23 protein-coding genes are annotated in these 25,336 nt (G+C 61.2%); 10 read left to right on the forward strand and 13 right to left on the reverse strand.

Going from position 1 to position 25,336, the window contains the following annotated elements:
- Window positions 1-191 precede the first annotated feature (191 nt).
- Window positions 192-419 carry a hypothetical protein gene (locus HSW_RS24260; protein WP_155832930.1) on the reverse strand — a complete coding sequence of 76 codons (228 nt, stop codon included), beginning with the start codon at window positions 417-419 and terminating at the stop codon, window positions 192-194.
- A gap of 175 nt (window positions 420-594) precedes the next feature.
- Between HSW_RS24260 and HSW_RS11060 the strand changes: the two genes are divergently transcribed.
- The 3 genes from HSW_RS11060 (at window position 595) to HSW_RS11070 (ending at window position 3,839) form a co-directional block, all read left to right on the forward strand.
- Complete coding sequence (locus tag HSW_RS11060; RefSeq protein WP_044001973.1) at window positions 595-2,322, forward strand: S8 family serine peptidase; 1,728 nt, start codon at window positions 595-597, stop codon at window positions 2,320-2,322.
- Window positions 2,319-3,041, forward strand: coding sequence for a hypothetical protein (locus tag HSW_RS11065; RefSeq protein ID WP_044001974.1), 723 nt, complete (start codon window positions 2,319-2,321; stop codon window positions 3,039-3,041). Before HSW_RS11060 ends, HSW_RS11065 begins: the two co-directional genes overlap by 4 nt.
- Before the next feature lie 195 nt (window positions 3,042-3,236).
- On the forward strand, window positions 3,237-3,839 hold the full coding sequence (locus HSW_RS11070) for a hypothetical protein (protein ID WP_044001975.1): 603 nt from the start codon (window positions 3,237-3,239) through the stop codon (window positions 3,837-3,839).
- Window positions 3,840-3,915: 76 nt separating this feature from the next.
- Here HSW_RS11070 and HSW_RS11075 read toward each other — a convergent pair whose 3' ends face one another.
- The 5 genes from HSW_RS11075 to HSW_RS11095 all read right to left on the reverse strand — a co-directional run bounded on the left by HSW_RS11075 (window position 3,916) and on the right by HSW_RS11095 (window position 8,976).
- Complete coding sequence (locus tag HSW_RS11075) at window positions 3,916-5,199, reverse strand: DUF3570 domain-containing protein (protein WP_052346356.1); 1,284 nt, start codon at window positions 5,197-5,199, stop codon at window positions 3,916-3,918.
- 89 nt (window positions 5,200-5,288) lie between these two features.
- Window positions 5,289-5,480, reverse strand: a complete 192-nt coding sequence (locus tag HSW_RS24760) for a DUF4266 domain-containing protein (protein WP_316931428.1) — start codon at window positions 5,478-5,480, stop codon at window positions 5,289-5,291.
- Window positions 5,481-5,577: 97 nt separating this feature from the next.
- On the reverse strand, window positions 5,578-6,621 hold the full coding sequence (locus HSW_RS11085; protein WP_052346358.1) for an FAD:protein FMN transferase: 1,044 nt from the start codon (window positions 6,619-6,621) through the stop codon (window positions 5,578-5,580).
- A gap of 75 nt (window positions 6,622-6,696) precedes the next feature.
- The gene (locus HSW_RS11090) at window positions 6,697-7,185 is read right to left on the reverse strand and encodes a thioredoxin family protein (RefSeq protein ID WP_081768373.1); all 489 of its coding nucleotides are present in this window, start codon (window positions 7,183-7,185) and stop codon (window positions 6,697-6,699) included.
- A 456-nt stretch (window positions 7,186-7,641) separates the two neighbouring features.
- Complete coding sequence (locus HSW_RS11095; RefSeq protein WP_044001976.1) at window positions 7,642-8,976, reverse strand: M23 family metallopeptidase; 1,335 nt, start codon at window positions 8,974-8,976, stop codon at window positions 7,642-7,644.
- A 275-nt stretch (window positions 8,977-9,251) separates the two neighbouring features.
- Between HSW_RS11095 and HSW_RS11100 the strand changes: the two genes are divergently transcribed.
- Together HSW_RS11100 and HSW_RS11105 are read left to right on the forward strand one after the other, a co-directional pair.
- Window positions 9,252-10,106, forward strand: a complete 855-nt coding sequence (locus HSW_RS11100; RefSeq protein WP_044001977.1) for a hydroxymethylglutaryl-CoA lyase — start codon at window positions 9,252-9,254, stop codon at window positions 10,104-10,106.
- Between the two features lie 316 nt (window positions 10,107-10,422).
- Entirely contained in the window at window positions 10,423-11,160 is a 738-nt protein-coding gene (locus HSW_RS11105; protein WP_044001978.1) for a (Fe-S)-binding protein, read from the forward strand.
- 80 nt (window positions 11,161-11,240) lie between these two features.
- Here the strand turns inward: HSW_RS11105 and HSW_RS11110 are convergent, their stop codons facing one another.
- On the reverse strand, window positions 11,241-11,636 hold the full coding sequence (locus HSW_RS11110) for a VOC family protein (protein ID WP_052346359.1): 396 nt from the start codon (window positions 11,634-11,636) through the stop codon (window positions 11,241-11,243).
- Window positions 11,637-12,604: 968 nt separating this feature from the next.
- Window positions 12,605-13,474, reverse strand: a complete 870-nt coding sequence (gene dapA / locus HSW_RS11120) for a 4-hydroxy-tetrahydrodipicolinate synthase (RefSeq protein ID WP_044001980.1) — start codon at window positions 13,472-13,474, stop codon at window positions 12,605-12,607.
- A gap of 126 nt (window positions 13,475-13,600) precedes the next feature.
- Here dapA and HSW_RS11125 point away from each other — a divergent pair, with 126 nt between their 5' ends.
- On the forward strand, window positions 13,601-14,533 hold the full coding sequence (locus tag HSW_RS11125) for a polysaccharide deacetylase family protein (RefSeq protein ID WP_044001981.1): 933 nt from the start codon (window positions 13,601-13,603) through the stop codon (window positions 14,531-14,533).
- Between the two features lie 332 nt (window positions 14,534-14,865).
- Here the strand turns inward: HSW_RS11125 and HSW_RS22790 are convergent, their stop codons facing one another.
- The 4 genes from HSW_RS22790 to HSW_RS11145 all read right to left on the reverse strand — a co-directional run bounded on the left by HSW_RS22790 (window position 14,866) and on the right by HSW_RS11145 (window position 19,159).
- On the reverse strand, window positions 14,866-15,321 hold the full coding sequence (locus tag HSW_RS22790) for a rhodanese-like domain-containing protein (RefSeq protein WP_081768375.1): 456 nt from the start codon (window positions 15,319-15,321) through the stop codon (window positions 14,866-14,868).
- A 192-nt stretch (window positions 15,322-15,513) separates the two neighbouring features.
- Window positions 15,514-17,622, reverse strand: coding sequence for an NAD-dependent DNA ligase LigA (gene ligA / locus HSW_RS11135; protein WP_071883100.1), 2,109 nt, complete (start codon window positions 17,620-17,622; stop codon window positions 15,514-15,516).
- Window positions 17,623-17,801: 179 nt separating this feature from the next.
- Entirely contained in the window at window positions 17,802-18,308 is a 507-nt protein-coding gene (locus tag HSW_RS11140) for a DUF4920 domain-containing protein (protein ID WP_044001982.1), read from the reverse strand.
- Between the two features lie 50 nt (window positions 18,309-18,358).
- The gene (locus tag HSW_RS11145; RefSeq protein WP_044001983.1) at window positions 18,359-19,159 is read right to left on the reverse strand and encodes a TapB family protein; all 801 of its coding nucleotides are present in this window, start codon (window positions 19,157-19,159) and stop codon (window positions 18,359-18,361) included.
- Between the two features lie 241 nt (window positions 19,160-19,400).
- On the opposite strand from HSW_RS11145, the gene HSW_RS11150 reads away from it, so the two are divergent.
- The 3 genes from HSW_RS11150 (at window position 19,401) to HSW_RS11160 (ending at window position 20,818) form a co-directional block, all read left to right on the forward strand.
- Window positions 19,401-19,634 (forward strand): hypothetical protein, encoded by a 234-nt coding sequence (locus HSW_RS11150; RefSeq protein WP_044001984.1) that lies wholly within the window; start codon window positions 19,401-19,403, stop codon window positions 19,632-19,634.
- A complete protein-coding gene (locus tag HSW_RS11155; protein ID WP_044001985.1) occupies window positions 19,627-19,968 on the forward strand; it encodes a hypothetical protein in 342 nt (113 codons plus the stop codon). The genes HSW_RS11150 and HSW_RS11155 overlap by 8 nt, the downstream gene beginning before the upstream one ends.
- Window positions 19,969-20,173: 205 nt before the next feature.
- On the forward strand, window positions 20,174-20,818 hold the full coding sequence (locus tag HSW_RS11160) for a cytochrome c oxidase subunit 3 (protein ID WP_044001986.1): 645 nt from the start codon (window positions 20,174-20,176) through the stop codon (window positions 20,816-20,818).
- A 96-nt stretch (window positions 20,819-20,914) separates the two neighbouring features.
- On the opposite strand, the gene HSW_RS11165 is transcribed toward HSW_RS11160, so the two are convergent.
- Window positions 20,915-23,161: a T9SS type B sorting domain-containing protein gene (locus tag HSW_RS11165; RefSeq protein WP_081768376.1), complete on the reverse strand. Its 2,247-nt coding sequence runs from the start codon at window positions 23,159-23,161 to the stop codon at window positions 20,915-20,917.
- Window positions 23,162-23,298: 137 nt separating this feature from the next.
- Between HSW_RS11165 and HSW_RS11170 the strand changes: the two genes are divergently transcribed.
- The gene (locus HSW_RS11170; protein ID WP_044001988.1) at window positions 23,299-25,317 is read left to right on the forward strand and encodes a M1 family aminopeptidase; all 2,019 of its coding nucleotides are present in this window, start codon (window positions 23,299-23,301) and stop codon (window positions 25,315-25,317) included.
- Window positions 25,318-25,336 lie beyond the last annotated feature (19 nt).

Raw genomic sequence — 25,336 nt, forward strand, 5'->3', positions numbered from 1 at the left:
CTACCTGCAAATTCTGCGCATTAAATCCCAACAGGACATCAGCTACTTTCTTACGCAGGGCTTTCACAGCGGCATTTCTGATCCAGAATGCGGTGCGTATCGGCAATCCGCTGTTCCTTGCCGCGCAAATCGGCTGATAATTGGGCGTTTTCCTGTTGTGCTCCGTTCAGGTTGGTATTTAATTCATTCACTCACTGGTTTTTGGAAAGTAAGCTGGTACGCAGGGATTCCTTGTTGCGGGCTTTTTCTTCCAGCAGAACTGTTTTTTCTACCTGCAGCTGGTCGCGTGACCAGGCCACATCGGTGTACTGTGTTTGCAGCGTAGTATATTTATTCTGAGAAACACAACTAACAGTGCCAGTGATTAATCCGCTTCCGCAGATTGTAGTAAGCAGAGAAGTTAGCAAAGAATAGTTCATGAGAGAGAATACGAAAAAGAAAAACAATTAAGGAGTTACCGGTGTCGGGGTACAATGCAAAGGCTGAACGAGTAGTTACGCCGCCCCGCCCGACCAGCGGTGTAACGCCAGCATACAGCCTTTATCGTATCTTCGAAAATTCAAGGAGTTACCGCTGTATTTATCGTTTTTTCGTTTGCGTTTTTCTCTCATTTTAGGGCTGCTGCTGGAATTGACCGTGCTTCGGACGCACGCGCGGCAGATGCCTCCGCCTACGGCGCGGTACTGGGTCAGCTTTCGGGATAAAGCCGGCCAGACGCTGCAGCCGACGGCCTATTTCCACCCGGCGGCCCAGGCCCGGCGGCAGCGGCAGTACCTGCCCGCTGCCGATAGCACCGATTTCCCCGTCCGCCCCGATTACGTGGCCCGGGTGCAAGCCGCTGCTGATACCGTGACGCTGGTAAGCCGCTGGTTTAACGCCGTGGCCTGCCGGGCTACTCCGGCCCAGGCTGCCCGCTTACGTCGGCTGCCCGGCGTACGCAGCGTGGAAGAGTGGCCCATAAATGAACTGCTGCCCACCAGCCGTCCCGTGGCTTTGTCCCGGCCCCTCACCGCCGCCGACCGTTCTCTGGCGCGCCGTCAAACGGCTTCCCTGGGCGGGGTCGATTTTCGGCGGGCCCGGCTGAATGGATACGGTCTGCGCATTGCCATTTTCGACGTGGGTTTCAATGGCGCAGACCGGCACGCGGCTTTTGCTCATTTGCGGCGGCGGCAGGCCATTGTGGCCACCTATGATTTCCTGCGGCGTACACCCGACGTGTACCAAGGCGGCAACCACGGCACGGAGGTATTCTCCTGCATTGCCGGTCAGCTACCCGACAGCACGTTTCTGGGTCTGGCTCCCGGGGCTGAATTTCTGCTGGCTCGCACCGAGCAGATGTACCGCGAGCGGTACGCAGAGGAGGAAGCCTGGCTGGCCGCCGCCGAGTGGGCTGACCGCAACGGGGCCGACATCATCAACTCCTCCCTGGGCTACACCGACCGGCGCTACTTCCCCGAGCAGATGAACGGCCGCATTAGCCTGGTGGCCCGCGCCGCCGAGCTGGCCGTGCGCAAAGGTATCTTGGTGGTAAACGCCGCCGGCAACGACGGCGACGACCCCAAATGGCGTACCGTGGGCACTCCCGCCGATGGCGACTCGGTTCTGGCCGTGGGTGGCCTCGACCCCGATACCTACCTCCATATTGATTTCAGCAGCTATGGGCCAGCCCCCGGCAAGCGGCTGAAACCCAACGTGGCAGCTTTTGGCGTGGCCATAACGGCCGTGCCCGGGGGGTATTCTCGTACCGAAGGCACCTCGTTCGCCAGTCCGTTGGTGGCCGGCTTTGCCGCCTGCGCCTGGCAGCAGCAGCGTAACTTGTCAGTGATGGAGCTGTTTGGGCGGCTGCAGCAGGCCGGGCGGCTTTACCCGTACTTCGATTATGCGCACGGCTACGGGCTGCTGCAGGCTAGTCGGTTCACCGCTCCGGCAACGCTGCCCGCGCCCACGTTCGATTTCGTGCGGCAGGACTCGGCAGTACGCGTGGTCATTCGGCCCGAAGCGGCTTTCGTGCCCGCCCGCACCCTGCCGCTGTTTGCCGATTCAGTACAGGCTACCACGCCCGCCGAGGCCGCCCCCGTGGCCGCCGTGGGGCAGGAACAGGCCCGCCCGGCCGCGTCACCCCAGCCCGATGAGCTGGTGTCGCCGACTCCTCCCGATTACCTGTATTGGCAACTGCTGGACGCCGCTGGCCGGCCGGTACGCTACGAGGTGCTGGAAGTAGCGCAGCGGGTTGTATTGCGGCTGCCGCTGGCACGCCTCGCGGCTGGCACCACTCTGCGCGTGCATTATAAAGGGTACACGGCAACTTATCCGGGGCAATGAAAATATACGTAGCAACCGCCGCTCTGCTGCTGGCGGCAGCAGGGGCCGGCCCGGCCGCCCACGCCCAACGGGTCCTGTTCCGGGCCGACCCCGCCACCGATTCGATGCAGGTGAGCTATGGGCCTAACCGGAAGTTCTACCAGCACCTGTTTGTGGGATATACTCCCGTGGTGGGTAGTCCTGCCGGCCCCGGGGCCGCTTTGCGCCCCTTCAAGTCGGCGGAGCTGTTTATTGGTGTGCGTTCCAAATTTCGGCTCACCCGAACGGTTTCAACCGGGTTCGATGTGCAATATGCCCGGCTGGTATACGCTTTGGAGCAGAACAGCCGGAAACTGCTTCCCAACCCGCAACTGCACGAGCAGGAGTCGTTGGTGCTTTCTCAGGTGCAGGTGCAGCCCTTCGTGCGGCTGGGCTTTGGCCGGCGCGGCAACGTCATCGGGCATTACCTCGACCTGAGCGGCTGGGGCGGCTGGGTGATGGCCACCTCGCATCGCACCGAGGACCAGCCCGGTACCGGCGGCAGTGCGCGCACGGTAGTTGTGGAGCATGGCTTGGGCTATCTGCGCCGCTGGTCGTTTGGGATAGGAGCGCGGCTGGGGGCGGGGCGCTACGCTGCCACGGCCCGCTACCGCCTTTCCGATACGTTTACTGCCGGGGCCGATCCGACCTACGTGGAACTTCCGCGCTGGCTGGTGGGGCTGGAGTTGGGATTGTTTTAAAAATTGCTGAAAAAAGCCCGGTCGGTATAGCCTACTGTACCGTTTGTCCCGTAAATAGCTCCAAACCAGCCGGCACTCACGGCCGCCTGATTGGCTTTTCTCTCACTGCATGCTGCCTTTGTAGGTACCACTATTCTGCTGTTAGCAGGTTTTGTATTTTGCCGAACTGATTTAACGATGGTTCACTCCTCTTTCATGAAAAAGCTTGTACTCCCCGCCGCCGGAGCCTTGTTTCTGCTCCAGCTGTCTTCCTGCATCAATACGGAGCGCGAGGTGGGGACTTCTAAAAATAATGATCGGGTATTTACGCCCACGCCCGAAGCCAACCGAGGCCGCGTGTCGGAACGCACGGTACTGCGCACGGTGAATGCGACGCATAGCTTCTCCAGCGCCAAAACCAAGGATAAATTCGTGCTGCAACTGCGCGGAACGAAAATTGCCACGTCCCAGGCCTACTTCATCATTGTGGGACCGACCGGCGACACCCTGCGCAAGGAAATGATACCGGCTACGGCCCTCATCAACGAGCGGAACCTCGATGACCCGCAGGCCGCAACCGTGCGCGACAAGGAAATTGCCATTCTGCAGGGTATGAATAGCTTTTTCAGCGAAGACCGGTTTGTGCAGCCCGCCGTGGCCCGCACCGCCACTCAACCTGAAAACGTAGATACCCAAACCTGGACGTCGGTAAAAGATGACTCCCGCGCTGTAGGCTTCGATTATCCGGCGGCCGACGGCCGGGAGCGGCGCTTGGCGTACTCCAAAAAGCTGGGCCGCGCCGTGGTAGTGGCCGAGTAGGTTTCGCTGTTTTTATACAAAAGCCCCGCCCGATACAGTATCGGACGGGGCTTTCTGCTGCTTGGTTGAGCCGGGCCTACGGCATGGTGAAAGCCAGATCGAAGCTTACCACGCTGGCCTGGAAGTCGATGTTGCGCTGGTAGTAGGCATAGCGCACATCCAGCGACTTAAACTTGGCCACCTTGCGGCCGCCTGCCCCGTTGCTGAACGGCGTCTTGAAGCGCGAAATGCCGTACACCGGCGAGTAGCGCAGCCCCAGCCCGTACTTGTTGGCCGAGAACTTCGACAGGTCGTAGTCAGAGGTGTAGAACTCGTCGGTGAGGCTGTGCTGGGCGTAGGCGGCAAAGTACTTGGCGGCCGTCTGGGTGTGGTAGCGGTAGAAGGGATACACCACGAAAAAGGGCGTCACCTTCAGGGGTGCTTCCAACTCCAGGGTATGGGCCGTAATACCGAAGTTATCGTTGTAGAAGCGGTAGAAACCGCGCAGCTGCACTAGGTCGGAGGCGTAGTAGCTTACGCGTAGGCCCACCGGATACTTGAAGCGGCGCTGGGGCAGCTGCTCCACTTTGGGCGCGGTGGAGCCCTGAAAGTATACCCGGTGGAATGGCGTGCTCAGCAGCCCGTTCTGGTACACCAGTTCGGTGCTCACGGCCAGCTGCAGCCGCTGGCTGATGACCTGCGAGTACACCAGGTTCAGGTTGTAGCTCTGGCGCTTATTGGTGGGCACCAGCATCTGACCGGTGCGCAGCTCGGTGGGGTAAATTAGCTTGGCTTGGTCGAAAAAGGCCTGCCCGGCTACGCTCAGCTCCCGGTTGCCATCCTGGGAGCTTTTTGCCCATGAGGCAGCCACGTTCACCGAGAAGTAGTCGTACTCCTTCGATACGCCGCCGCCCACCCCGATGATGCGGTGCTTGGCCTTGTTTTCGCGGGAATAGCCCAGGTCTACATGGTAGCGCACATCGTGGGCGGAAGGGGTGGAAAGGTAGTAGCCTTCCACGCCGTCAATGCGGTCAGTGGAAGCCGAGGCGTAGAAGTCGGCTCCGATGTTGGCCGTCAGGCGGCTGACGGTATCGAGCGGGATGTTGAGAATGATGGTGGGCGTCACGTCGGTGAGCTGCTCGGTGCCCTGCCCGCCTTGCACGGCCCCGTGGGAGCCGTCCTGCTGGTAGTAGCTGCCGAGGATGTTCACCTCCGTCTCGCCGGGCGAGGCCGTGCTGAGGTTGGTAGTAGCAGGCGTAGCGGGCACGCCGGAGCCATCAAGGCGGTTGGGCGTGAGGCCACCCTGCGCCAGGGCCAGCCCCGGCAGCAGCAGTAACCCCGCTGCCACCCGGCCACCGCGGAAAATAGAAGAGAAGTTCATAACAAAACGAGGGGAGTTATGTGGGAAGAAACCTACAGCCCGTCATTCCTCGGCAAGCTCGGAATGACGGGCTGTAAACCAGCTAAAAGCTAATTACAGCCGCAGCCGCCGCCGACTTTGCCGCCGTTGGCACCGCCGGCACCCTCGCGGTAGCTTTCGAAGTTGGATTCATACACTTCTACCCGCTTGTTGGCGAGCTTCATATCCTCGTCGTTGAGATAGACTTTCTGGTAAGCGGCCACCGAGACGCAGCCCGAGAGGCTGGCCGCAGCAGCCAGCAGCCCGACCAGCCCCAGCAAGGGGCGGCACAGGCGCGAAAAAACAGGAATTCGGTTCACGGGCGAGGGGAGAAAAAGGGCGAAAGAACAGATCCGGCCGCTAGGGCCGCGGGGCAAGCAGAGTGGGCACCGGCGCATTGTTGCGCAGGTAGCGCACCTGCATGTTTTTGGATACCAGCGTGCGGTTGTCGTCGGTGATAAGCGTACAATCTACCCCTTTCAGCGTGTTGATGAAAGCTAAACCGTCGACGGACCCTTTGACGAAGACGACCTCATCCAGACAGTCGGCCAATTCCACATCGGGGCAGATGATGGTGACTGAGCGCAGGCCGGTGGCGGGCATACCGGTGGCGGGGTTGAGAATATGCCCGTACACCTTGCCTGCGGAAGTAAAATACTGCTCGTAATTGCCGGCCGTCACCACGGCCACGTCGGTTACCTGCACCCAGGAGGAGATGCTGCCCGGGTGGTCCGGGGCGCCGATGGCCACGCGCCACAGCGAGCCGTCGGCCTGCCGGCCCCAGCACAGGATGTCGCCTGAGCCATTGAGCAGGCCGCCTTTGATACTGAGCCTGTCCAGCACCTGCCGGGCTCGCCGGATGCCGTAGCCCTGCAGTACTCCCGCCAGATTCATGCGCATGCCCTTGTCTTTGAGTAGCACGGTCCGGCGGGCGGCATCCAGCACCACATTGCGGTAGTTGATGCGGGCCACGGCGGCCTTCATCACCTCGGGCGGGGGGAGCGGGTGTTCTTGGCGGTCGAACGTATAGATCTTATCGGCCGAGGCAAACGTGACGTCAAACGCTCCGCCGCTCAACTCCGAGATACGCAGGGTGCGCTGAATCAGGTCGAACACCTCCTGATCCACTACCACCGGCCGCAGCCCGGCGGCGCGGTTGATCTGGGTAATCTGGGAAGTGGAATCCCAGAACGACATCAGCCGGTCGATGCGGCGGGTTTCGGCAATGGCGGCGTTGAGGGCGTTCCAGCCCAGGGTGTCATTGTCGGCTACCACCGTGTAGGTGAAGTGAGAGCCCATCAGGCGGGCTTCTTTGGTGAAGTTGCGCGGGTGACCAGGGGCCGCAGCGGCAGCCAGCGGCAGCAGGCTCAGCAGCCAGAAAAACCGAAGAAAATGCAAAAGCATGGCGGCAGCAGAACAAGACAGAAAAACGGCCGGTGCCGCCGAAGAATCGGGCCCCGGCCGCCGGTAAACTACGGGTTATTTCTGCGCCAGCAGGGTGTTCAGGTAGTTGGTGTAAGCCATGGCCCCGCCGGCCCGGTAGCCGGTTTTGGCCAGCACCTTGCCCTCGGGCGACAACAGCACCACCAGTGGGAAGGTGCCTTCCTTGTTCAGCTTGGCGGCAGTCTGTTCGTTGAGCTTGGTTTGTTCGGCCGGCAGCTTATTTTTCTTGCTGCGCGGGAAGTCGAAGCGGGCCAGCACCAGCTTATCCTGGGCGTATTGCTCAAACTCGGGTTTGTCGAACACTTCCTGCTTGAGCATGATGCAGGGCTTGCACCAGTCGGAGCCCGAGAAAACGGCCAGCACAGGCCGGCCGGTGGCCTTGGCCTGCTGCAGAGCCGCATCGAGGGTCGTGTTCCAGGTAGCGGACGTGGCGGTGTGTGCGGGTGCAGGGGCCTGGGCGAAGGAAACGGGGGCGGTGCCGGTCAGCAACAGGGCAAACGCGGCAGCAAAGAGGGGAGTGCGCATCAGAAGGGCGGTCTTGAAAAGAGAACAGAAAATTCTGAGCCGTGTACGGGGCAACCGATGTGCTGGGGTAAGAAAAACGCGGAACTGCTTCGTTGACAAAGCGGCCCCGCGTTTTTACTCCAATCACCGCATCAAACCTACGGTCCGGTGCATGAAGCCCAGATGAAGAAACGGAGCATATGGGAGAAAATTATCAGTGCAATAACAAGTTGCTAATGGAAAAATTGCGAGAGAATAAAAGAATATAGCGGTTGTGCGAATAGCGTAGAGACGCGACACTTTGCGTCTCCTCGTGCGAGTAAACTCAACGATGCTGTTCAACGTGGAGACGCGAAGTGTCGCGTCTCTATACCACCCATACATCGTTCACGAAACTGCTATAAGAAGACCGTCGTGGTTTGATTCTACTCAGCATGATAGTCTCTACTTGTGTCAGCCAAACTGCCGGCCCGGGACCTATACTGGTCGTACCGCTACCCAGCCGGTGCGGCCATCGGCCTGGCGCACCAACCGGTAGCCTCCAAACTCGCCCAGCACCGAAACGGCCGTCTGGGCCGGGAGGGAAGCAATGGCGGGGGCGTCGGGTAGCGGGAAGGAGCGTAGCTCGGCCACGGCCGCCAGGTTTTCGCGGCGCAACGGCGCGGCCGTTAGCACGGCTTTGGCGGGCACGAAGCCAGTGCGGCCGGCCGGCAGCTGCACCCGCAGCCACTCGGCGGAGGCCCCCAGTACCAGCAGCGGGGTGGCGCGGGTAGCAGCGGCGGCCACGGCGGCCGTGGTAGCCGGGGTGCGGCGTAGGTTCAGTTTGGCCTCCCGGGCCCGCACCCACTGGCCCAGGCGGGCCGGTAGCACTTTCGGGGCCGGCAGCACCGCATCCGGACGCCGCACGAAGGGGAATGGGTCGACGGCCCCGTTACGGTACACGCCAAAGTGCAGGTGGGGCGGGGTGGTTTTGGCGTTGCCGGTGTTGCCTACCAGACCCAGCGTATCGCCGGGTTTCACCTGCTGACCGGCTTGCACCAGCTGCTTATCGAGGTGGGCGTAGTAGAGGTGCTGGCCGTGGTCGGTATCGGCCAGCCATACCACCCGGCCCCCGCGTGGGGTTTCCTGCACCCGCGTAATGTAGCCGCGGGCGGCGGCCACGGCTGGCGTGCCACGCTGGGCGAAGATGTCGATGCCCTCGTGGCGGCGGGCTCCGCCGTCCCGGTCCACGCCCCAGAACGAGCCCACTGCCACGTCCGATTTGCCCTTTACCGGAAAGCCCAGGCTCGGCTCTCGCAGGATGCGCAGGGTGTAGCGGCCGCCACGCAGCAGCTCCGGCTGCACCCGCAGCAGGTGCTGGCGGTCGGCGTCGGCCACGTAGCGGAAGCTCAGGTCGGCGGTATCGGCGGAGGCCAGAGGGCGCGGGGCCGAGCGGTCAGGGTTCAACTCGAAGGCATCCACGAATACTTTGGGGACGCGGGTGCCGGGTGCCAGCGTGAGGCTGATGTGGATGGCCTCGCCCTGCCGCACCTGGTAGCGCAGGCCAGTGGACACGGCCCGGTCGGCGGGAAAAAAGCCCGACTCCTGGAAGGGCAGCTTCACCACCAGCGAATCGCGCAGGGCCTGGTCGGCGGCCCGCAGCCAGTCACGGCCCAGGGCCGTTTCGGCGAGGCCGGCCTCCTTTAGCTTGTGGGCGTAGGCTTCATGCGGGGTGCGGCTTTGGAAGATGCCCTGCAGCGTCTGGCTCTGGCTACAGGCGGTAAGAAATAGGACAAACAGAACGGCGGGCAAGGCCCGGAGTCGGTGCAGCATGAATACAGGGAGAGAGGTCGAACTAGGTAATAGGATAAACCCCAGCCGCGGCGGAGTAGTTCTTTGGTAAGTGGTGAAGTTGTGAAAGGTGAAATTGTGAATTACGGCCTCCGTTGTCCCATGTTAGGCTTCTGCCTGCGCAGGAGCCTATTAGTTTCGTGTATTGCACTGTCAAACTTCTTGCTACCACCATCTGAGCCTATTCGTGCAGTTCTGAATGCCGTGGGTTCTTGCACAATTTCACAACTTCGCAACTTCACCACCCTTCCCCCCCCATGCTCCACCTCACCGAATGCCCGCGCGACGCCATGCAGGGCTGGCCTACGTTCATCCCTACCGCCGATAAAATCAGCTACCTCAACGCTTTGCTGCGGGTGGGGTTTGATACGCTTGATTTCGGCTCCTTCGTGTCGCCGAAGGCCATTCCGCAGCTGGCCGACACGACCGAGGTGCTGGCGGGCCTCGACGTAAGCCAGTCAAAAACGCAGCTGCTGGCCATCGTGGCCAACCTGCGCGGGGCCGAAACTGCCGCTCAGCACCCGCAGATCCGGTTTATCGGCTTCCCGCTGTCGGTGTCCGAAACCTTTCAGCAGCGCAACACCAACAAGAGCATTGTCCAGGCCCTCGACGACGTGGCCCGCATGCAGGAGCTGTGTGCCCGCACTGGGCAGGAGCAGGTAGTGTACCTGAGTATGGGCTTCGGCAACCCCTACGGCGACGCCTGGGGCCCCGCCGTGCTGGGCGAGTTCACTCAGAAGCTCGATGTGCTGGGCGTGGGCATCGTGGCGCTGTCGGATACCATCGGGGCCAGCACGCCGGCCACCATTGCCCCCGCCTTCCGGGAGCTGACGGCCGCCTACCCGCACATCCGCTTTGGGGCGCACCTGCACACCACGCCCACCACCTGGCGCGAGAAGATACAGGCCGCCTACGATGCCGGCTGCCACCACTTCGATGGCGCGCTGGGCGGCTACGGCGGCTGCCCCATGGCGGCCGATGAGCTAACTGGTAACATGCCCACCGAACGGCTCCTGGACTTCGCCGCCGAAGTTGGTGCCGCACCGGAGCTGAATCGGGAGGCGTTGAAGGAGGCAATGGCTTGGAATCAGCGCATATTTGCGGGGCATTGATGATGTTAACCGCTTAAAATGAACACCCAGAATCTAGCGCAAATTCTTAAAAGAATAAGTATTCGCCCCGACTCTTATGACTTAAGAGGTGGCCTTCCTAATGAAACCATGTGCTTAAATAAAAACGGTCAGGTTTGGGAAGTATATTATAGTGAGCGTGGGAGAAAGTCTGGTTTGCATAGCTTTCACTCCGAGGATGTAGCTTGCAAATACTTGCTTGGAACGCTGGTAAACATGTTCTACTGACGTGCTCACTACCAAGCAGCTTCTTCCGTGTCATCGTACCAGTGCTGAAACTTCACTAGTTCTGTTTCCTATGCCAGCCCCTCAAGTCGACCTGTTTATTCCCTGCTTTGTTGACCAGCTTTTCCCCCACACGGCCCTGAACATGGTTAAGGTGCTGGAGGCGGTGGGCTGCCAGGTGCATTACAACGCCAACCAGACGTGCTGCGGCCAGCCCGCATACAACGCCGGCTATAAGGAGCAGAGCTGTGAGGTGGCCCGCAAGTTCCTGGCCGATTTCCCCACCGAGCAGGAGCACTACATCGTGAGCCCCTCGGCTTCCTGCATTGGAATGGTGCGCAACACCTACGCCGACTTGTTCGAGGGTACGCCCGACTCGGGCCGCTACCACGGGGTGCAGCGCCGGGCATATGAGCTGACGGAGTTTCTGGTGGATGTACTGGGCGTGAAGTCGATTCCGCAAGCCCGTCTCAGCGGCAAATACACTTACCATGACTCCTGCTCAGCTTTGCGCGAATGTGGCATTCGGGAGGCCCCACGCCAGCTGCTGGATGCCGTGCCGGGCCTGGAACGGCTGGAAATGACCGAAACTGAAACCTGCTGCGGCTTCGGCGGTACCTTCGCCGTGAAGTTCGAGGCCATTTCCGTCGCCATGGCCGAGCAGAAGGTGGAACATGCCCTGGCCACCGGTGCCGACTACCTCATCAGCACCGACACGAGCTGCCTCATGCACCTCGACGCCTACATCCGCCGCGAGAAAAAGCCCCTCAAAACCCTGCATGTGGCCGATGTGCTGGCCAGTGGCTGGTAAATCACGGATTTAGACGGATTTGTCGGATTATAACGAGTGGGCTTCGCACCTGTAGGTGGGAGGCTGCGGTAGTTTTCCAGCTAGCTACTTATGTTCTCGGCAAACTCCAGGATGTTGCCGTGCAGGTCGGTGACGAATCCGCACCGCTTGCCAATAGCCGGCACCTCGAATGGCTCCCGCACAACCTGCACTCCTCTTTCCTGCAGGGCCGATAACGTGGCGTTCAGGTCCTCTACCTCCAGGCAGAGGTGATGGAAGCCGGCTGTAACCGGCAGAGCCGGCGGCGGTGTTGAATCCGTGGCGGCTTCGCACACTACTTCCAGCCAGAAGGTGTCGTCGTTGGCTGGTGCCAGAAAGGCCAGCCGCAGGTTCCCAACGGTCCACTCTTTGAGTATGCGGAAGCCGAGCTTTTCGGCGTACCAGTTGAGCGTGTCGGTGTAATGGGCCGTGCGCAGGCCTACGTGGGCGGCCCGCATTGTGCCATTAATGCCTGCTGGATTTTTTGCCGGTAACGGCATCTGTGGGTTCTGCATGTAGATTCTTTGTGTCAGTGTAAATCGTCGGCTGTCGAATATGGGGCGGGTAGGAGAACTACCGGGGCCGCAGCAGCTAACGAAGCACAAAGGTCCGGAGCTTTCAGCGGGGCGTGCTGGTGAATATTTCAGTTTTTACCGCGTGGAGTACGGCAGTTTTGCGGCTGGCATACCGATTTGGAGTCTGCCGGGGCCGTTGGGCTGGCTGCTGTGTTAAGGTTGTACCGTCGTTATCCTAGTGTTATCGAATAGTAACCAGAGGGTGGTTCACTGAGCGAACTGGGTCTTGAACTGACGACTCTGAGTTGAAATCAGGACTATAGTTGTATCCCGGTGAGGTGACGGTAAGAGTTGGATGGCCACCGCGGAATCGAGGGCGGTAAACTGCGCTGCTTCCAAGTCAACGCAGGTGCCGTTATGTCGCTCAAATAGACCCGCACAAGCCGTAACCAGCGCCACGCGGGGTGGTCCTAACGGAGTGCTGGCACTGCGAAAGGTGTAGGCGCTGTGCCGGTACATATCGGTCTGCGGGAGCAGGGCGAAAACCGGAGCTGATACCACCAAGAAAAATATCCGGTCGAACAGAAAGGCCCCAGCCAACAGGATAGGGTAGTAGGTACAGGTGCCAAAGTATAGTTTACCGGCCCAGCCCATCTGCTTGCGGCGTAGCAGGAAGTAGCTGCCGGCGGCCACCAATGCTACTGCAACAGGTAGTATCTCAAACCATTGCCCGCGTAAGGATATTTTTCCGCCTGCATAAACTGCTGCTAATAGCAACGAAAAGCCCCAACTGCTCCAGTGAACTAACCGGAGAAGCTGGGGCTTTTGCCGAAGCAGTCGAATTCTGGTTAAGCCAGCTACGCAGCCGTAAAACCCTACCAGGAATAGGCTGATGGCGGCTTCCAATGCGTTTACAGCAATGCGCTGATGCGGGCTTTCAGCCCCTCCGAGCCTTCTACCAGCGGCAGGCGCACGGCATCGGCGCAGAGGCTCTGGGCGGCCAGGGCGGCTTTCACGCCGACGGGGTTGCTTTCCTCATACATCAGCGGGTTCAGCTCCACGAAGCCGAACAGCAGCTTGGAAGCGGCCGGGAAGTCGCCGGCCAGGGCGGCGCGGGTCATATCGGAGAAGCTGCGGGGGAAGGCGTTGGCCAGCACCGAGATAATGCCCACGGCTCCGAAGCTGATGAGCGAAGTCGTCATCATATCGTCGCCGGAAATCAGCAGGAAATCGTCGGGCTTGGCGGCGGCAATGGCAATGCACTGCTCCAGGTTGCCGCTGGCTTCCTTGATGCCGATAATGTTGGGGTGCTTAGCTAACTCCAGGGTGGTAGCGGCCGTGAGGTTGGAGCTGGTGCGCCCGGGCACGTTGTAGAGCAGCACCGGCACCGGTGAGGCGTCGGCCACGCGCTGATAATGGGCCACGATGCCGCGCTGGGTTGGCTTGTTGTAGTAGGGCGAGGCCGAGAGCAGGGCCGCAATGCCCGTGAGGTCGGTGCTGCGGATGGTGCGCTCCACGGCGGCCGTATCGTTGCCGCCGATGCCGTACACCAGCGGTACGCGGCCAGCCACGTGCTCCTTGGCTACGCGCAGAATTTCGGCCTTTTCCTCGGTGGTGAGGGTCGGCGACTCGGCCGTGGTGCCGTTGATGACGAGGTATTCCACCCCGCCGTCGAGGGTGAAATCAATGAGCCGCCGCAGGGCCGGGTAGTCTACAGCGCGGTCGGGGGTGGGAGTAAAGGGGGTGACGAGGGCGACGCCGGTACCACGAAGGTTGTCCATGCGGAAAATTAGCGGTTGATTTGTAGAGGGAAGTCCTGCGGCGAAGATACAATGCCCTTGCCCAAGGTCGGCCTCTCATCTTTAAAAGTACGGTTCGGAGCCTCTCGGGCCGGGTTATCCTTCTTCATGAACTTCCCCAAGTACCCCGTGCTGGCCGCCGCGCTGGCCACCCTGGGCGCCCTCAGCGCCTGCAACGACGCCAAAAACGCCACGGCTTCGGAAAATACGGCCGCCGTAGCCAACAAAGCCCAGGACGCGGCCGATTCGGCCAGCACCGCTGTTACGCCCACGGCCGGCAACGCCTCGGCCGCCAGCACCAGCGCCGGCTCTCCGGCCACCATCCCCGCCAGCCAGCGCGCCGATGCCGCCACCATTACGGCCCGCCCGCAGGTGCCCATTCTGTGTTACCACCAGATCCGCGACTGGCGTGCCAAGGACTCGAAAGGGGCCAAGGACTACATTGTGCCCGTGGAGCAGTTCAAGGCCCAGATCAAGATGCTGGCCGACTCGGGCTACCACACCATCCTGCCCGATCAGCTGTACGCCTACCTGACCACCGGCGCGGCCCTGCCCAGCAAGCCCATCATGCTGACCTTCGACGACACCGACCTCGACCAGTTCACAGTAGCCCGGCCCACCCTCGATAAATACGGCTTCAAAGCGGTGTACTTCATCATGACGGTGAGCCTGGGTCGGCCCAACTACATGAGCAAGGCGCAGGTAAAGCAGCTCTCGGATGAGGGCAACGTCATCGGCTCGCACACCTGGGACCACCACAACGTGAAGAAGTACGAGGGCAAGGACTGGGTAACGCAGATTGAAGAGCCCACCAAAAAGCTCGAGGAAATTACCGGCAAGAAAATCAACTACTTTGCCTACCCCTTCGGCCTGTGGCGCCCTGAGTCCATCCCCGAGCTGAAGAAGCGTGGCATGGACGCAGCCTTCATCCTGGCCGAGAAGCGCGACCAGCAGGACCCGCTCTACACCATTCGCCGCATCATTGCCAGCGGCTACTGGAGCCCCCGCACCCTGCACAACAGCATCGTGCAGAGCTTCTAGGGTAGAGGTGAGAGGCGAGACATGAGAAGCGAGACGGACAAGCCGCTGTCATTGCGAGGACGCAGGACGACGCAATCCGTCCTTCTCTCAGAGTAGAGCTTTGACCTATGCAAAAGCCCGCTTCGTGTGCACGAAGCGGGCTTTTGCATGCTAGAACGCATCCTTGCGCCTCAGCGTCGAACGATGTCGTTTGAACGCAAGCTGTTCTATTGGAAGACGCGAAGTGTCGCGGCTTTACAATCGGGCTGGCGTCAGAGGCTTGGCGAATTCGGAAGCCTCTAACCCCGAGAAGGACGGATTGCTTCGGCTCTTCCTCGCACTAATAGGCGGCTCTACTTCTTGACGTCCTGCTTTTTCAAGTCCTCGTACGCGCCAGCATTGACTACCTGCTGAAACCCTTTTTCCTGCATCAGCACGGCGGTTTTACTGCTGCGGTTGCCGCTGGCACAGTATACCACGTAGGTTTGTTTCGGGTCGAGGCGCTGGAGTTGCTGGGCTACGTCGGAGGCGCGGAAGTTAAGGTTCTGGGCTCCGGGTAGGTGGCCGGCGGCGTATTCCTCGGGCGTGCGTACGTCGAGCAGCACGGTGTTGGGCTGAGCCAGGGTTTTCTTCACCTCCGCCACGGGAGCTACGGGTACGGCTGGTGGAGTAATGGCGCCGGTATTGGTGAAAAGGGCGGTGTTCTTGGCCGGTAGATCCGCCTTTACTTCCCGAACCACGTTGGTGGCCTGGGCTGAAGCAGCCTCGGCGGTCAATAGAAAAGCGCCGGCAAGCAGGAAACGTATCATAGTGGTAGGCGGAATGTAGTGAGAAGACACTAAACGGACACGTTGCCGGCCGGATAAGTTGCAACATCCACCGGGACGATGTAGAGACGCAATATTTTACGTCTCGTCGTTGAACGGTTGGAACCGCACCAGATTCTGGTGAGTCAACATCAGCAACGACGAGACGCGAAGTGTCGCGTCTCTATACTGTGCTTAAAACAAGGAGCCTTGCTGGCCGGCACTTGGTGGGGCTGGAGCGGCAGCTTCATGTTTCTCCTCCGGCGTTTCGGGCGCGTCGGTGGCGGTGGGGAGCATGGCCAATAGGTCGGTTTCACCGATGATGGGTACGTTGAGCGAGGTGGCTTTCTCGCGCTTGGCAGGGCCCATTTTGTCGCCAGCCACCAGGTAGCTGAGCTTCTTGCTGATGCTGCCCGTGATTTTGCCGCCGTGCTGCTCAATCAGGTGCTGCAGCTCCTCGCGGCTATGCTGCTCAAACACCCCCGACAGCACAAACGTCAGGCCCGCCAGCCGGTCGCTCTGGGGCTGGGGAGCTTCGCCGGTAAGGGCCAGCTGCAACCCGGCTGCCCGCAGGCGTTCTATCAACTGCTGGTTCTCGGGCTCCTGAAACCATGCTGCCGCCGACTCGGCAATGACGCCGCCTACTTCGGGTACGGCGGCCAGGTCGGTGGCCGTGGCGGCGGCCAGGGCCTCCACGGTGCGGTAGTGGTTCACCAGCTTTTCGGCCACAGTTTCGCCCACGTACCGGATGCCCAGCCCGAACAGCACCCGGTCAAAGGGCACCTGCGTGCTGGCTTCGAGCCCGGCCATGAGCCGCTGCACAGATTTCTCGCCCATCCGGTCTAATTGAGCCAGCTCGGCAGCTTTGGCGGGCAGGTCGTAGAGCGAGGCCGCGTCCGTTACCAGGCCCAGGTCGAAGAAGCGGCCCACGGTTTCGGCTCCCAGTCCGTCGATGTTCAGGGCCTTGCGCGACACGAAGTGCTCCAGCTTGGCTTTACGCTGGGGCGGGCAGCCCCGGTCGTTGGGGCAGCGGAAGTGGGCCTCGCCCTCGGGCCGGATCAGCGGGGTGCCGCAGGCCGGGCACTCGGTGGGGTATACAATGGGCTGGCTGTCGGCGGGGCGGGCGGCCACGTCCACGCCCGTAATCTTGGGGATAATCTCGCCGCCCTTCTCCACGAATACCATGTCGCCGAGGCGCAAATCGAGGGCGGCAATCTGGTTGGCGTTGTGCACCGAGGCGCGCTTCACCACAGTGCCGGCCAGCGGTACCGGGTCGAGCAGGGCCACCGGCGTCACGGCCCCGGTGCGCCCCACCTGGTACTGAATGGCCTGCAAACGGGTGCGGCCGGCCTCGGCCGGGTACTTGTAGGCAATGGCCCAGCGGGGACTTTTAGAGGTGAAGCCCAGCAGCTCCTGCTGGCGGAAGTCGTCCACCTTAATCACGATACCGTCGGTGGCAACGGGCAGTTCAAACCGCTTTTTGTCCCACTGGTGCACGAAATCCAGCACTTCCTCGATGGTGCCGCACCGCCGCCAGGTATCCGACACCGGCAGGCCCCAGGCGCGCAGGGCTTCCAGCGAGGCGCTGTGGGTGGGAAACTGGTTGCGGCCGGGCATCAGGAAGGAGTAGGCGTAGAAGCGCAGCTTGCGGGCCGCTACTTGGGTCGAGTCCTGGAGCTTGAGCGCGCCCGAGGCGGCGTTGCGCGGGTTAGCCAGCAGGGCCTCGCCGTTGGCTTCGCGCTCCTGGTTCAGTTCCGCAAACACGGGCAGGGGCATAAAAATCTCGCCGCGCACCTCAAACTCCGGAGGCTGAGGCGCGCCCTCAGGGCGCAGGTGCAGCGGCAGGTTGCGGATGGTGCGCACGTTGCTGGTCACCACGTCGCCGCGGGTACTGTCGCCGCGCGTGACGCCCTGCGTGAGCTGGCTCTGTTGGTAGGTCAGGCTCATGGCCACACCGTCGAACTTCAGCTCGCACACGTAGGCCACGTCGGCTCCTTCCAGGCCCTTGCGCACCCGTTCGTCAAACTCGCGCAGATCGGCCTCGGAGTAGGTGTTGCCCAGGCTGAGCATGGGGTAGCGGTGCTCAGCGGTGGGAAACTGCTTGGTGATGGTGCCGCCCACGCGCTGGGTGGGGGAGTTGGGGTGGGCCAGGTCCGGGTACTGCTGCTCCAGGCGAGCCAGCTCGGCCAGCAGCTCGTCAAACTCCTGGTCCGGTATTTCGCTGATGTCGCGCTGGTAATATTGGTAGTTGAGGTGGTGGAGGCGCTCGGTAAGGGCGGTTATCTGTAGCTGAATATCGGTCATGATGCGCGGGGCGGATTAGGGCTGCAAGCTACAAAGTAGTGGGTTTTCGGGGGCGGTTTCGCGCAGTGGTTCGCGGTGGAAGGCGCAGTGGTTCGCAGTAAACGGCCACCGTGAACCACTGCGCGAAAAAAAGAAAGCCCCGGCCGGGGAGGGGCAGGGCTCTGCAGAAACGGGAAAAGCTAGTCGGCTACCAGCACCCCATCGGCCTCAAAGTTGAGCTGCTGCTGGGGCTGGGTAATGGCAGCCACCTCCTTGTCGGACTTGCCGGCGTCCTGGGCGTAGTGCTGCAAATCGGAAACCGGTACCGTCTCGCGGTGGGCCCAGCCGTTGATGACCACGGTTTTTCCGCTGATGTCCTTGGGCACGAAGAAGGCATAGTCCTTGAACCGCACCCGCATTTCCTGGCCTTCCGGCGTTTTCATCGTTAGCCAGCAGCCCTTGGCCTGGCACACGGCCTCGGCTTTGCCCACCAGCTTCACCTGCGCCGAATCCTGGGTGCCCAGAACCGCATCCAGGGCCGAAAGGGGCTGCGCGTCCTCGGCGGTAATGGCCGTGCCGTAGGTTTTGCCGGTTACAGCCGTTGTTTTGACCGTAGGTGCCGTTGTGGCGGCGGTTTCGGTTTTGGGTTGCTGCTGGCAGGCGGCCAACAGGAGCAAAGCGGCCGGCAAAACGGACAGGGTACGCATAGCAAAAGGAAAAAAGAAAGCGGAGGAACGAAGGGTTTACGGCCCTGAACTTACGATTTTTTGACCTTGTATTTCTCCTTTACCTTGGGCTGGCTAGCCGATTGGGAGCTTTGGTTGATGGCCGTCAGTAGGCGCACCTGTTCTAGCTTGCCCTTCTTGTCGTACACCTCAGTTTTCACGATGCCCACGGCCGGCGAGTAATAATCCACCACTTTCAGGGTGGTGCGCATCACCATATCGGCGCGGGCCACGGTGGCGCTTTCCCGCTCGGCTTCCACTTTGTAGCACTGAAACGTGCCTGCCGGCGTGGTCACCGATTCGGTGCCGGTGATGCGGCGTTTCTGCACGGTGGTGTACACTTTGGCAATATCCACGGCCGTACTGCTGACCTGTACCGTGATGCCGCCACCGGGCAGCTCCGAGCCCACGGTGGGCTGGTTGGGCCAGGCCAGCGGCACGGGCGCGTAGGCAAAGCGCCGGTCGCGGAAGGAGCGGAGGCTCTCGGGACTTAGCTCGGCCGCACCGTCGGTAAAGCTGGTATCCTGCCGGCAGCGGAACGTGAAGTCCTGCAGCCGCAAGAGCTTGTTTTTGAGGTCGTAGGTGCCGCTTTTTACCAGCACGGTGTTGGTAGTGAGCGTCTTTTTCTTGTTCTGCTCCGAGCCCAGGCTTACCACGCGGTTGCGCGTGGTACCGGTTGCTTTGCCCTCGGCATCCTGCAGCTGGTACACCACCTCCATGTTATCGGAGAGGCCAAACGGGTGGGCGCAGTCAACGGCGGGAGCAGTCTGGGCCAGGGCGGCAGTAGCGCCCAGCGAAAAAAGAGCGGCTACCGGAAAAATGAAACGGGACATAAAACGGAAAAATGGGTGGAAAACCAGCCTTGGGGCTGCATACGCAAGCCACGCTATTTGGATTTTGCCGGACAAGCTGAACCGGCCCGGGGTGGTCAGGCAAAGGTCTTGCCAGCCTCGTCGTGTAACTTGCCCCAGCGCGGGGCGTTTGCTAAGCAGTAATCGGCCGCAGTTGCTTACCAGCCGTCGCTTGTTGTCCACATTCCTCCTTATTTCGCACATTCTCCCACATTCCCTTCTCATGCCTGACCAACCAACTTCCTGGGCCGATACGGCCGCTTCCCTGCTTTCCAAACTTTCCGGCGGCGTAGAGCTAGCACTCAACTTCGAGCAGATGGAGCTCCAGGTGCCCAACCCGCAGAACCCGGCCACGCCCACCACTTGGCGGCTCAACGGCTCGTTGCGCATCCGTACCCGGGGCGAAAACCCGCCCAGCAACGCTTTGCCGCCGGTAACGCCTACGCCCCTTGGCTAGCGGCCTGGATATTGAGGCGCGGCTGGTCATCAGCTTCGACGGCGACGATATTCAGCTGGCGGGCTCGGGGGGCTACCTCATCGTGAACTTTCCCAGTCAGCGGGTGCTCGATAAGCTCACCAGCGGCCCGCCCAAAGACCCCAACGCCCCTCTGAAACCCAAATCCGACCTCGACCCGTTGCAGCAACTCAACGATCTGGCCCATCGGCTGGGGTTGGTGCTCGATTTGCGGGTGGCGGGCAAAACCCACGTCACGTTCGGCGTAGGCCGCTCCGCCAAGATTACTCTGAACGCGGTGCTGGGTAAAATAGGCTCCTTTTTCCGGAAGGAATAAACCGGAGGCACGGTGAATTAGCGGCTTTTGCTCAGTTAGATAAGCAGCCTGTGTCCGGGTGTTATTTCGCCGGAAATACGTACGCCGGACACAGGTGCTTTTGCGTATCTTGCTCAAACGCCTTTGGTGCCGGGTAGCCTTATCGAGCCGGAACTAAAGGGCTTGCCATTGGTTTGCTACTAGCACGCAACTCCGTATCCCGCCCATGAACTCCGATTCTGAACGTACCAACAAAGTAGGAGCAAACCGCCCGGCTTCCTCTTTTCAGCGCATGGAGCGCGTCCCCCTGCTCCTGATGATGCTGTACATAGGGCTAGCAGCCGTGGCCGCGCTGTTTGTGGTACTGGTGGCGGCGTACACCTACACCCGGCTCCGGAGCGGATTGCCGACGAGTACGTATCCATTGCCGCGCTTTTTCTCGCTTAGCACCATTGTGCTGCTGATCAGTAGCTACGTTATTGCCCAGGGACAGCGCCTGTACGCCCAGGACGATCTGTCGGGTCTGGCCCGCTGTCTGGGGGCGACGTTTCTGCTCAGCAGCGTTTTTGCCGGCCTGCAGATTCTAGGGTGGCAGGAACTGCACGCAAATCAGCTATTCTTCACTGAGGAAGCCAGCGGTACGTTCGTCTACCTGATTTCGGCGCTGCACGTAGCGCACCTGCTGGGCGGCATGCTGTTTCTGCTGGTGCTGCTGGTGCGCACCCACCATGCCTCGCGCGACGCCGTGCGCAACCTCGTATTCATCCGCAACCCCTACCGCCGGCTCCAGCTTCGTATGGTAACTATCTACTGGCACTTCATCGACGGCCTGTGGGTAGCCCTGTTTGCGGCCTTCCTGTTCTTGTATTAGAGAAAGTAAAACCTAGAGCAAAAAGCCGCCGCCCTTACTGTCAGACCACTTATCAGGTATCTGACGGCAGGGGCGGCGGCTTTTTGCTCCAGCTACTTAGTTGGCAATGGTGACGGTACCTTTGTACTTCTTGCCATCCGTGAATTCAATCAGGTAGAAATACGCGCCAGCGGGCAGGTTGCCGCCGTTCCATTGGAAGCTGCGGTTGGTGGTGCGGTACACCTGGTTGCCCCAGCGCGAAAAAATCAGGATATCGGCAAAGCGGGAGTCACAGAAATCGGGCGGCAGGTTGGCTTGGGCGTTATCGAGGGTGAAGAAGTCATTTTTGCCATCCACTAGGTAGGGTGTGATGATATTGGGCGGCAGAAAGGCCGGCGTTTCGGGGGCTTCTACCTCGAAGCGTACGGTGCGAGTGCGCGGCTGTGGCCGGCAGGTGCTTTCCTGAAGGGCAAACGTGACTTCCAGCCCGTTGCGGCGCACGGCTTCACAGTCGGCTACCCAGCGGAACGTGCCGCTGGCCGCACCGGTACCATTGCGGGGACTGAACGTCATGCCCGCTGCCCCCAGCTCAAAATTCCTGCCGGCGGCTGTCATCACCAGCGCATCATTATCGGCGTCGAGCCCGGCCAGCGTGGCCTCAAACACGCCCCCGATGGGTCGCCGCACTACTGTAATGGAATCGGCGGCAGATGGAGCGAGAAAGGACGTGGTAAGGGCAGGCGGGGTATTCTGGTAGTCTATCTGAATGGGAATGACCACGGTGGTGGCCTGCCGGTCGAGGCAGGGCGCGGCGGCGGCGATAAACTCAAACTCGTACAGCGGCTTATCTACGGCCCGGCAATCAACCCGCCACGAGAAGCGGCCATTGAGCTGGTTGCTGGCGGCCCCCTGCGTAAGCGTAGCCCCCAACGCCGCCGGAGTGAAGCCCCGGCCTGTCATTTCCAGGGTCAATGGGTCGTTATCGGGGTCGGTGGCGGTTAGGTCGAAGGTGATAAGGTCGCCGACTTTGGCCCGGATGGGCAGCGCGGCGGTGGTGCGCAGCAGGGGTGGGGCGTTGGGGTCGGGCACGGAGGTAAAGGCTACCCGCACAGTGTCGCGCTTGGGCAGGCTGCAGCCGTTATCGGCCACAATCACATCCAGCAAATACACCTTGCCCCGGGTGTTGAAGCATTCCGGAAAGCACAGGCGCGAGGTAATGGTATCGGGCAGGCCGGGGGCGTGCACGGTGCCCTGCAACACGTTCAGGGTAGGCAGCGGAGCCGTGAAATTTACCGGACTCAAGGATAACGTCAGGGCCGACGTCGGGTCGGTGTCGGTGAAGCGCAGGGTAACGCACCGGTTGTTGCCGGGCGTGAGGCGCAGCGTGTCGCGGCCGGGCCGGTAGGCGCGGGTTGTGCCCGGCAGTTGCAACAGCACCTTCGGACGGGCGTTGGTGGAGCAGGGAATAACCTTGAGCTGAAAGTCACGCCGGGTTTCGCCCAGCCGTACACCCTTGCGGTACTCGGTGCAGCGAATCCCGAACACGAATAGGCCCTGCTGCGTGGGGCGCACCTCCAGCCGGCCCGTGAGCCGCCCGATGGTGAGCGTGGGCGCTCCCGGAATCTGGTTGGTGGTGCTCAGACCCGGCAGCCAGGTAATAGGAGGGTAGGGAGCCGGGGTGGCAGTAGGCGGCTTTGGGTTGCCGGAGCTAGAATACCCGTTCAGCGGCGTGATAAGATCATACACCAGGGAGTCGTTGTCGATATCCTGCCCGCCAAAGTTGTAGTAAAACAGCTCACCCAGGCAGGCATAGTCGCTCAGGGGCGGGAAAATGCGGGGCGTGGAGTTGCGCAGCGCCTGCCCGTTGCGCGTGACGGGTGGAAACTCCAGATAGAACGTCTGGGCCGCACCGCTGGGGTTCACAATGTTGCTGATGCCGTTGTTGCGGCAACACCGCTCCACGGCTACGTAGTACCCCGCCGCGTTGGCATACTCCTGCGGCAGTAGCGTTAGCCGTTGCGTGTAAACCAGCCTGCGCGTGACCAGGTCGGGGGTGAAGCAGGCCGGGTTGGTGTAGCTGACGAGCGTGTTGTTGCCAAGCGGCAGGGTCACGTTCATCATCCGGCGGTTACTGCCCTTCTCAAAGATGCCGGCCGTCAGCTCAGCGTCGAGGGCCCCAGGCTGACCATTGACGGCATCGAAATACAGGTTCAGTGTGAGCACGTAGCTATTGCCGTTGAGGTACTGCAAATCCATTTCGCCCCCCACAATATGCGTGGCCCGGGCCGCCGGGGCCAGCAGCAGGCACAGGAGCAGGGGCAGCAGGCCGCGCCGGAACAAACAGGCAAGAGTAGAAGTCAGCATCCGGCGAAAAACACAGTGAAAAATTTCAATAGGGTAAGATACAAAGCAGCTGACTGCCAACAGCCGGGAAAGGACACTTTCTGCGGTGTGTGGCGTACCTTACGCTACTTTATTTCCACCCTGTTGCCCGCTTACCTATGCGTCTTACTGTTTACCCGCTACTACTCGGCGGTCTGCTGTGCAGCCTATCGGGACTGGCCCAGATTCCGGCGTACCGCCCGGTTGCGGCCGATCTGGATGGCTCGGCCGCCGAGGCCTGTGCCCGCACCCACGCCGGTACCGCCGCCCGTCCGGCCTACGCCAGCCTCAGCCACCGCCAGAAAATGGCCCGCTACGATGTCAAATACTACAAACTGGACCTCAGCCTGACCAATACAACCCGTGACGTGAGCGGGGTGGTTACCATCAAAGCTCTGGCCGGGGTTCAGGGCCTCGACTCGCTGGCGTTTGAGCTGTATTCCACTTTCATCATTGACTCCGTGGTGGTAAATGGCCGCCGGAGTGCCGGCCTGCGCCGGGTAGGCATGGGGGATGTGACGGTGGGCCTAAACCAGGCGGTGGTGCCCAATGCCCTATTCAATGCCCTCATTTACTACCGGGGCACCGCGCCCAACAGCAACGCGGCGGCTATTGGCAACGCACTCAACACCCGCGTGGCCCCTACCTACGGCGTGAGCACCACTTGGAGCCTGTCGGAGCCCTACAACGCGTATGAGTGGTGGCCCTGTAAGCAGGTGCTGACGGATAAGGCCGACTCTACCGACGTGTGGGTGACGACCAGTGCCACCAACAAAGTGGGCTCCAACGGGGTGTTGCAGTCGACTACCACCTTGCCAGGCAACCAGGTGCGCTATCAGTGGAAGTCGCGCTACGCCATTGATTACTACCTGATTTCCGTGGCCGTAGGGCCCTACGTTGAGTACGTGAACTACGCCAACCCGGCCGGTGGCCCCCGGGTTCCGATTGTCAATTACCTCTACAATCAGACCGCGCTGAACACGTACCGCACTGAAATAGACCGTACCCCGGGCTTCCTCGAAAACTACTCCGAGCTGGTAGGGCTGTATCCGTTTGCCGCCGAAAAGTACGGCCACAGCATGGCCCCCATCGGGGGGGGCATGGAGCACCAGACCATGACTACTCAGGATGGCTTCAGCTTTACCCTCACGGCCCACGAGCTGTTTCACCAGTGGTTCGGCGACAATGTAACCTGCGGAGCTTGGGAGGATATCTGGCTGAACGAGAGTTTCGCTTCCTATGGCGAATACTTGTCGCTGAACCGGTTCAGTTCGGCGGCGGCGGCTCTGTCCTGGATGAACCAGGCGCACACCACGGCTATGAGCCAGCCGGGCGGCAGCTTGTTCGTACCCGATACCAGCAACGTGGGCCGTATTTTCAGCTCCCGCCTCAGCTACAAGAAAGGTGCGGCCGTGGTGCATATGCTACGCTACCTGCTGGATGATGACGTGAAATTCTTCCGGGCCCTGCGCACGTACCAGAGTACATACGGCGGGCGCACTGCCCGCACCCGTGACCTGCAGCGCATTTTTGAGGCGGAAGCCGGCCGCTCCCTACAGTATTTCTTCGACCAGTGGTTTCGGGGCGAGGGCTACCCAACCTTTGCCGTCCGCTGGAACCAAGCTAATGGCCTCGTGTATATCCAGAACACCGAAACTGCTTCTATGCCTGCCGTCACGCCGTATTTTGATACCGATGTTGACTACCGCCTCACCTTCACCGATGGCACCACCCGCACCCTGCGCCTGCGCCAGTACCAGCCGGTCGTGGCCGCGGCCGTGGCGGAGTCGCGCACTGTCAGCAGCATTGCCGTCGATCCGGACCAGTGGCTGCTCAATGGCCTCGGCACCATCACCCGCGACAATGGCCTGCTTACTGGTACCCGCGCCGCCCGCGCCGTTGCCGCTATTGCCGTATACCCAAACCCCTGCCGCGACCAGCTGCGTCTGGCTGAGTTCAGTGGTACCCAGGCCCAGGCCGAAGTAACCGATGCCACTGGCCGCATTGTGCTGCGCCAAGCCGTGACGGCGGCCCTACCCGTACTGCAAACCGGCATATTGGCCCCCGGTGTCTATCATCTGCGGCTGCTGGGTAAGGATGGGGTAGTAACGCAGGCCCGCTTCGTGCGGGCAGAATAACTGCCCTGATTACTCCGCT

Origin of the sequence: Hymenobacter swuensis DY53 (assembly GCF_000576555.1) — a bacterium.
Taxonomy (GTDB): Bacteria; Bacteroidota; Bacteroidia; order Cytophagales; family Hymenobacteraceae; genus Hymenobacter; species Hymenobacter swuensis.

What these genes read in the sequence shown, in the direction of transcription:
- HSW_RS24260 (WP_155832930.1), bottom strand. Translation starts at nt 419, where the DNA reads ATGAACTATTCTTTGCTAACTTCTCTGCTTACTACAATCTGCGGAAGC.
- HSW_RS11065 (WP_044001974.1), top strand. Translation starts at nt 2,319, where the DNA reads ATGAAAATATACGTAGCAACCGCCGCTCTGCTGCTGGCGGCAGCAGGG.
- HSW_RS11070 (WP_044001975.1), top strand. Translation starts at nt 3,237, where the DNA reads ATGAAAAAGCTTGTACTCCCCGCCGCCGGAGCCTTGTTTCTGCTCCAG.
- HSW_RS11075 (WP_052346356.1), bottom strand. Translation starts at nt 5,199, where the DNA reads ATGAACTTCTCTTCTATTTTCCGCGGTGGCCGGGTGGCAGCGGGGTTA.
- HSW_RS11085 (WP_052346358.1), bottom strand. Translation starts at nt 6,621, where the DNA reads ATGCTTTTGCATTTTCTTCGGTTTTTCTGGCTGCTGAGCCTGCTGCCG.
- HSW_RS11090 (WP_081768373.1), bottom strand. Translation starts at nt 7,185, where the DNA reads ATGCGCACTCCCCTCTTTGCTGCCGCGTTTGCCCTGTTGCTGACCGGC.
- HSW_RS11095 (WP_044001976.1), bottom strand. Translation starts at nt 8,976, where the DNA reads ATGCTGCACCGACTCCGGGCCTTGCCCGCCGTTCTGTTTGTCCTATTT.
- HSW_RS11100 (WP_044001977.1), top strand. Translation starts at nt 9,252, where the DNA reads ATGCTCCACCTCACCGAATGCCCGCGCGACGCCATGCAGGGCTGGCCT.
- HSW_RS11105 (WP_044001978.1), top strand. Translation starts at nt 10,423, where the DNA reads ATGCCAGCCCCTCAAGTCGACCTGTTTATTCCCTGCTTTGTTGACCAG.
- HSW_RS11110 (WP_052346359.1), bottom strand. Translation starts at nt 11,636, where the DNA reads ATGCGGGCCGCCCACGTAGGCCTGCGCACGGCCCATTACACCGACACG.
- dapA (WP_044001980.1), bottom strand. Translation starts at nt 13,474, where the DNA reads ATGGACAACCTTCGTGGTACCGGCGTCGCCCTCGTCACCCCCTTTACT.
- HSW_RS11125 (WP_044001981.1), top strand. Translation starts at nt 13,601, where the DNA reads ATGAACTTCCCCAAGTACCCCGTGCTGGCCGCCGCGCTGGCCACCCTG.
- HSW_RS22790 (WP_081768375.1), bottom strand. Translation starts at nt 15,321, where the DNA reads ATGATACGTTTCCTGCTTGCCGGCGCTTTTCTATTGACCGCCGAGGCT.
- ligA (WP_071883100.1), bottom strand. Translation starts at nt 17,622, where the DNA reads ATGACCGATATTCAGCTACAGATAACCGCCCTTACCGAGCGCCTCCAC.
- HSW_RS11140 (WP_044001982.1), bottom strand. Translation starts at nt 18,308, where the DNA reads ATGCGTACCCTGTCCGTTTTGCCGGCCGCTTTGCTCCTGTTGGCCGCC.
- HSW_RS11145 (WP_044001983.1), bottom strand. Translation starts at nt 19,159, where the DNA reads ATGTCCCGTTTCATTTTTCCGGTAGCCGCTCTTTTTTCGCTGGGCGCT.
- HSW_RS11150 (WP_044001984.1), top strand. Translation starts at nt 19,401, where the DNA reads ATGCCTGACCAACCAACTTCCTGGGCCGATACGGCCGCTTCCCTGCTT.
- HSW_RS11160 (WP_044001986.1), top strand. Translation starts at nt 20,174, where the DNA reads ATGAACTCCGATTCTGAACGTACCAACAAAGTAGGAGCAAACCGCCCG.
- HSW_RS11165 (WP_081768376.1), bottom strand. Translation starts at nt 23,161, where the DNA reads ATGCTGACTTCTACTCTTGCCTGTTTGTTCCGGCGCGGCCTGCTGCCC.
- HSW_RS11170 (WP_044001988.1), top strand. Translation starts at nt 23,299, where the DNA reads ATGCGTCTTACTGTTTACCCGCTACTACTCGGCGGTCTGCTGTGCAGC.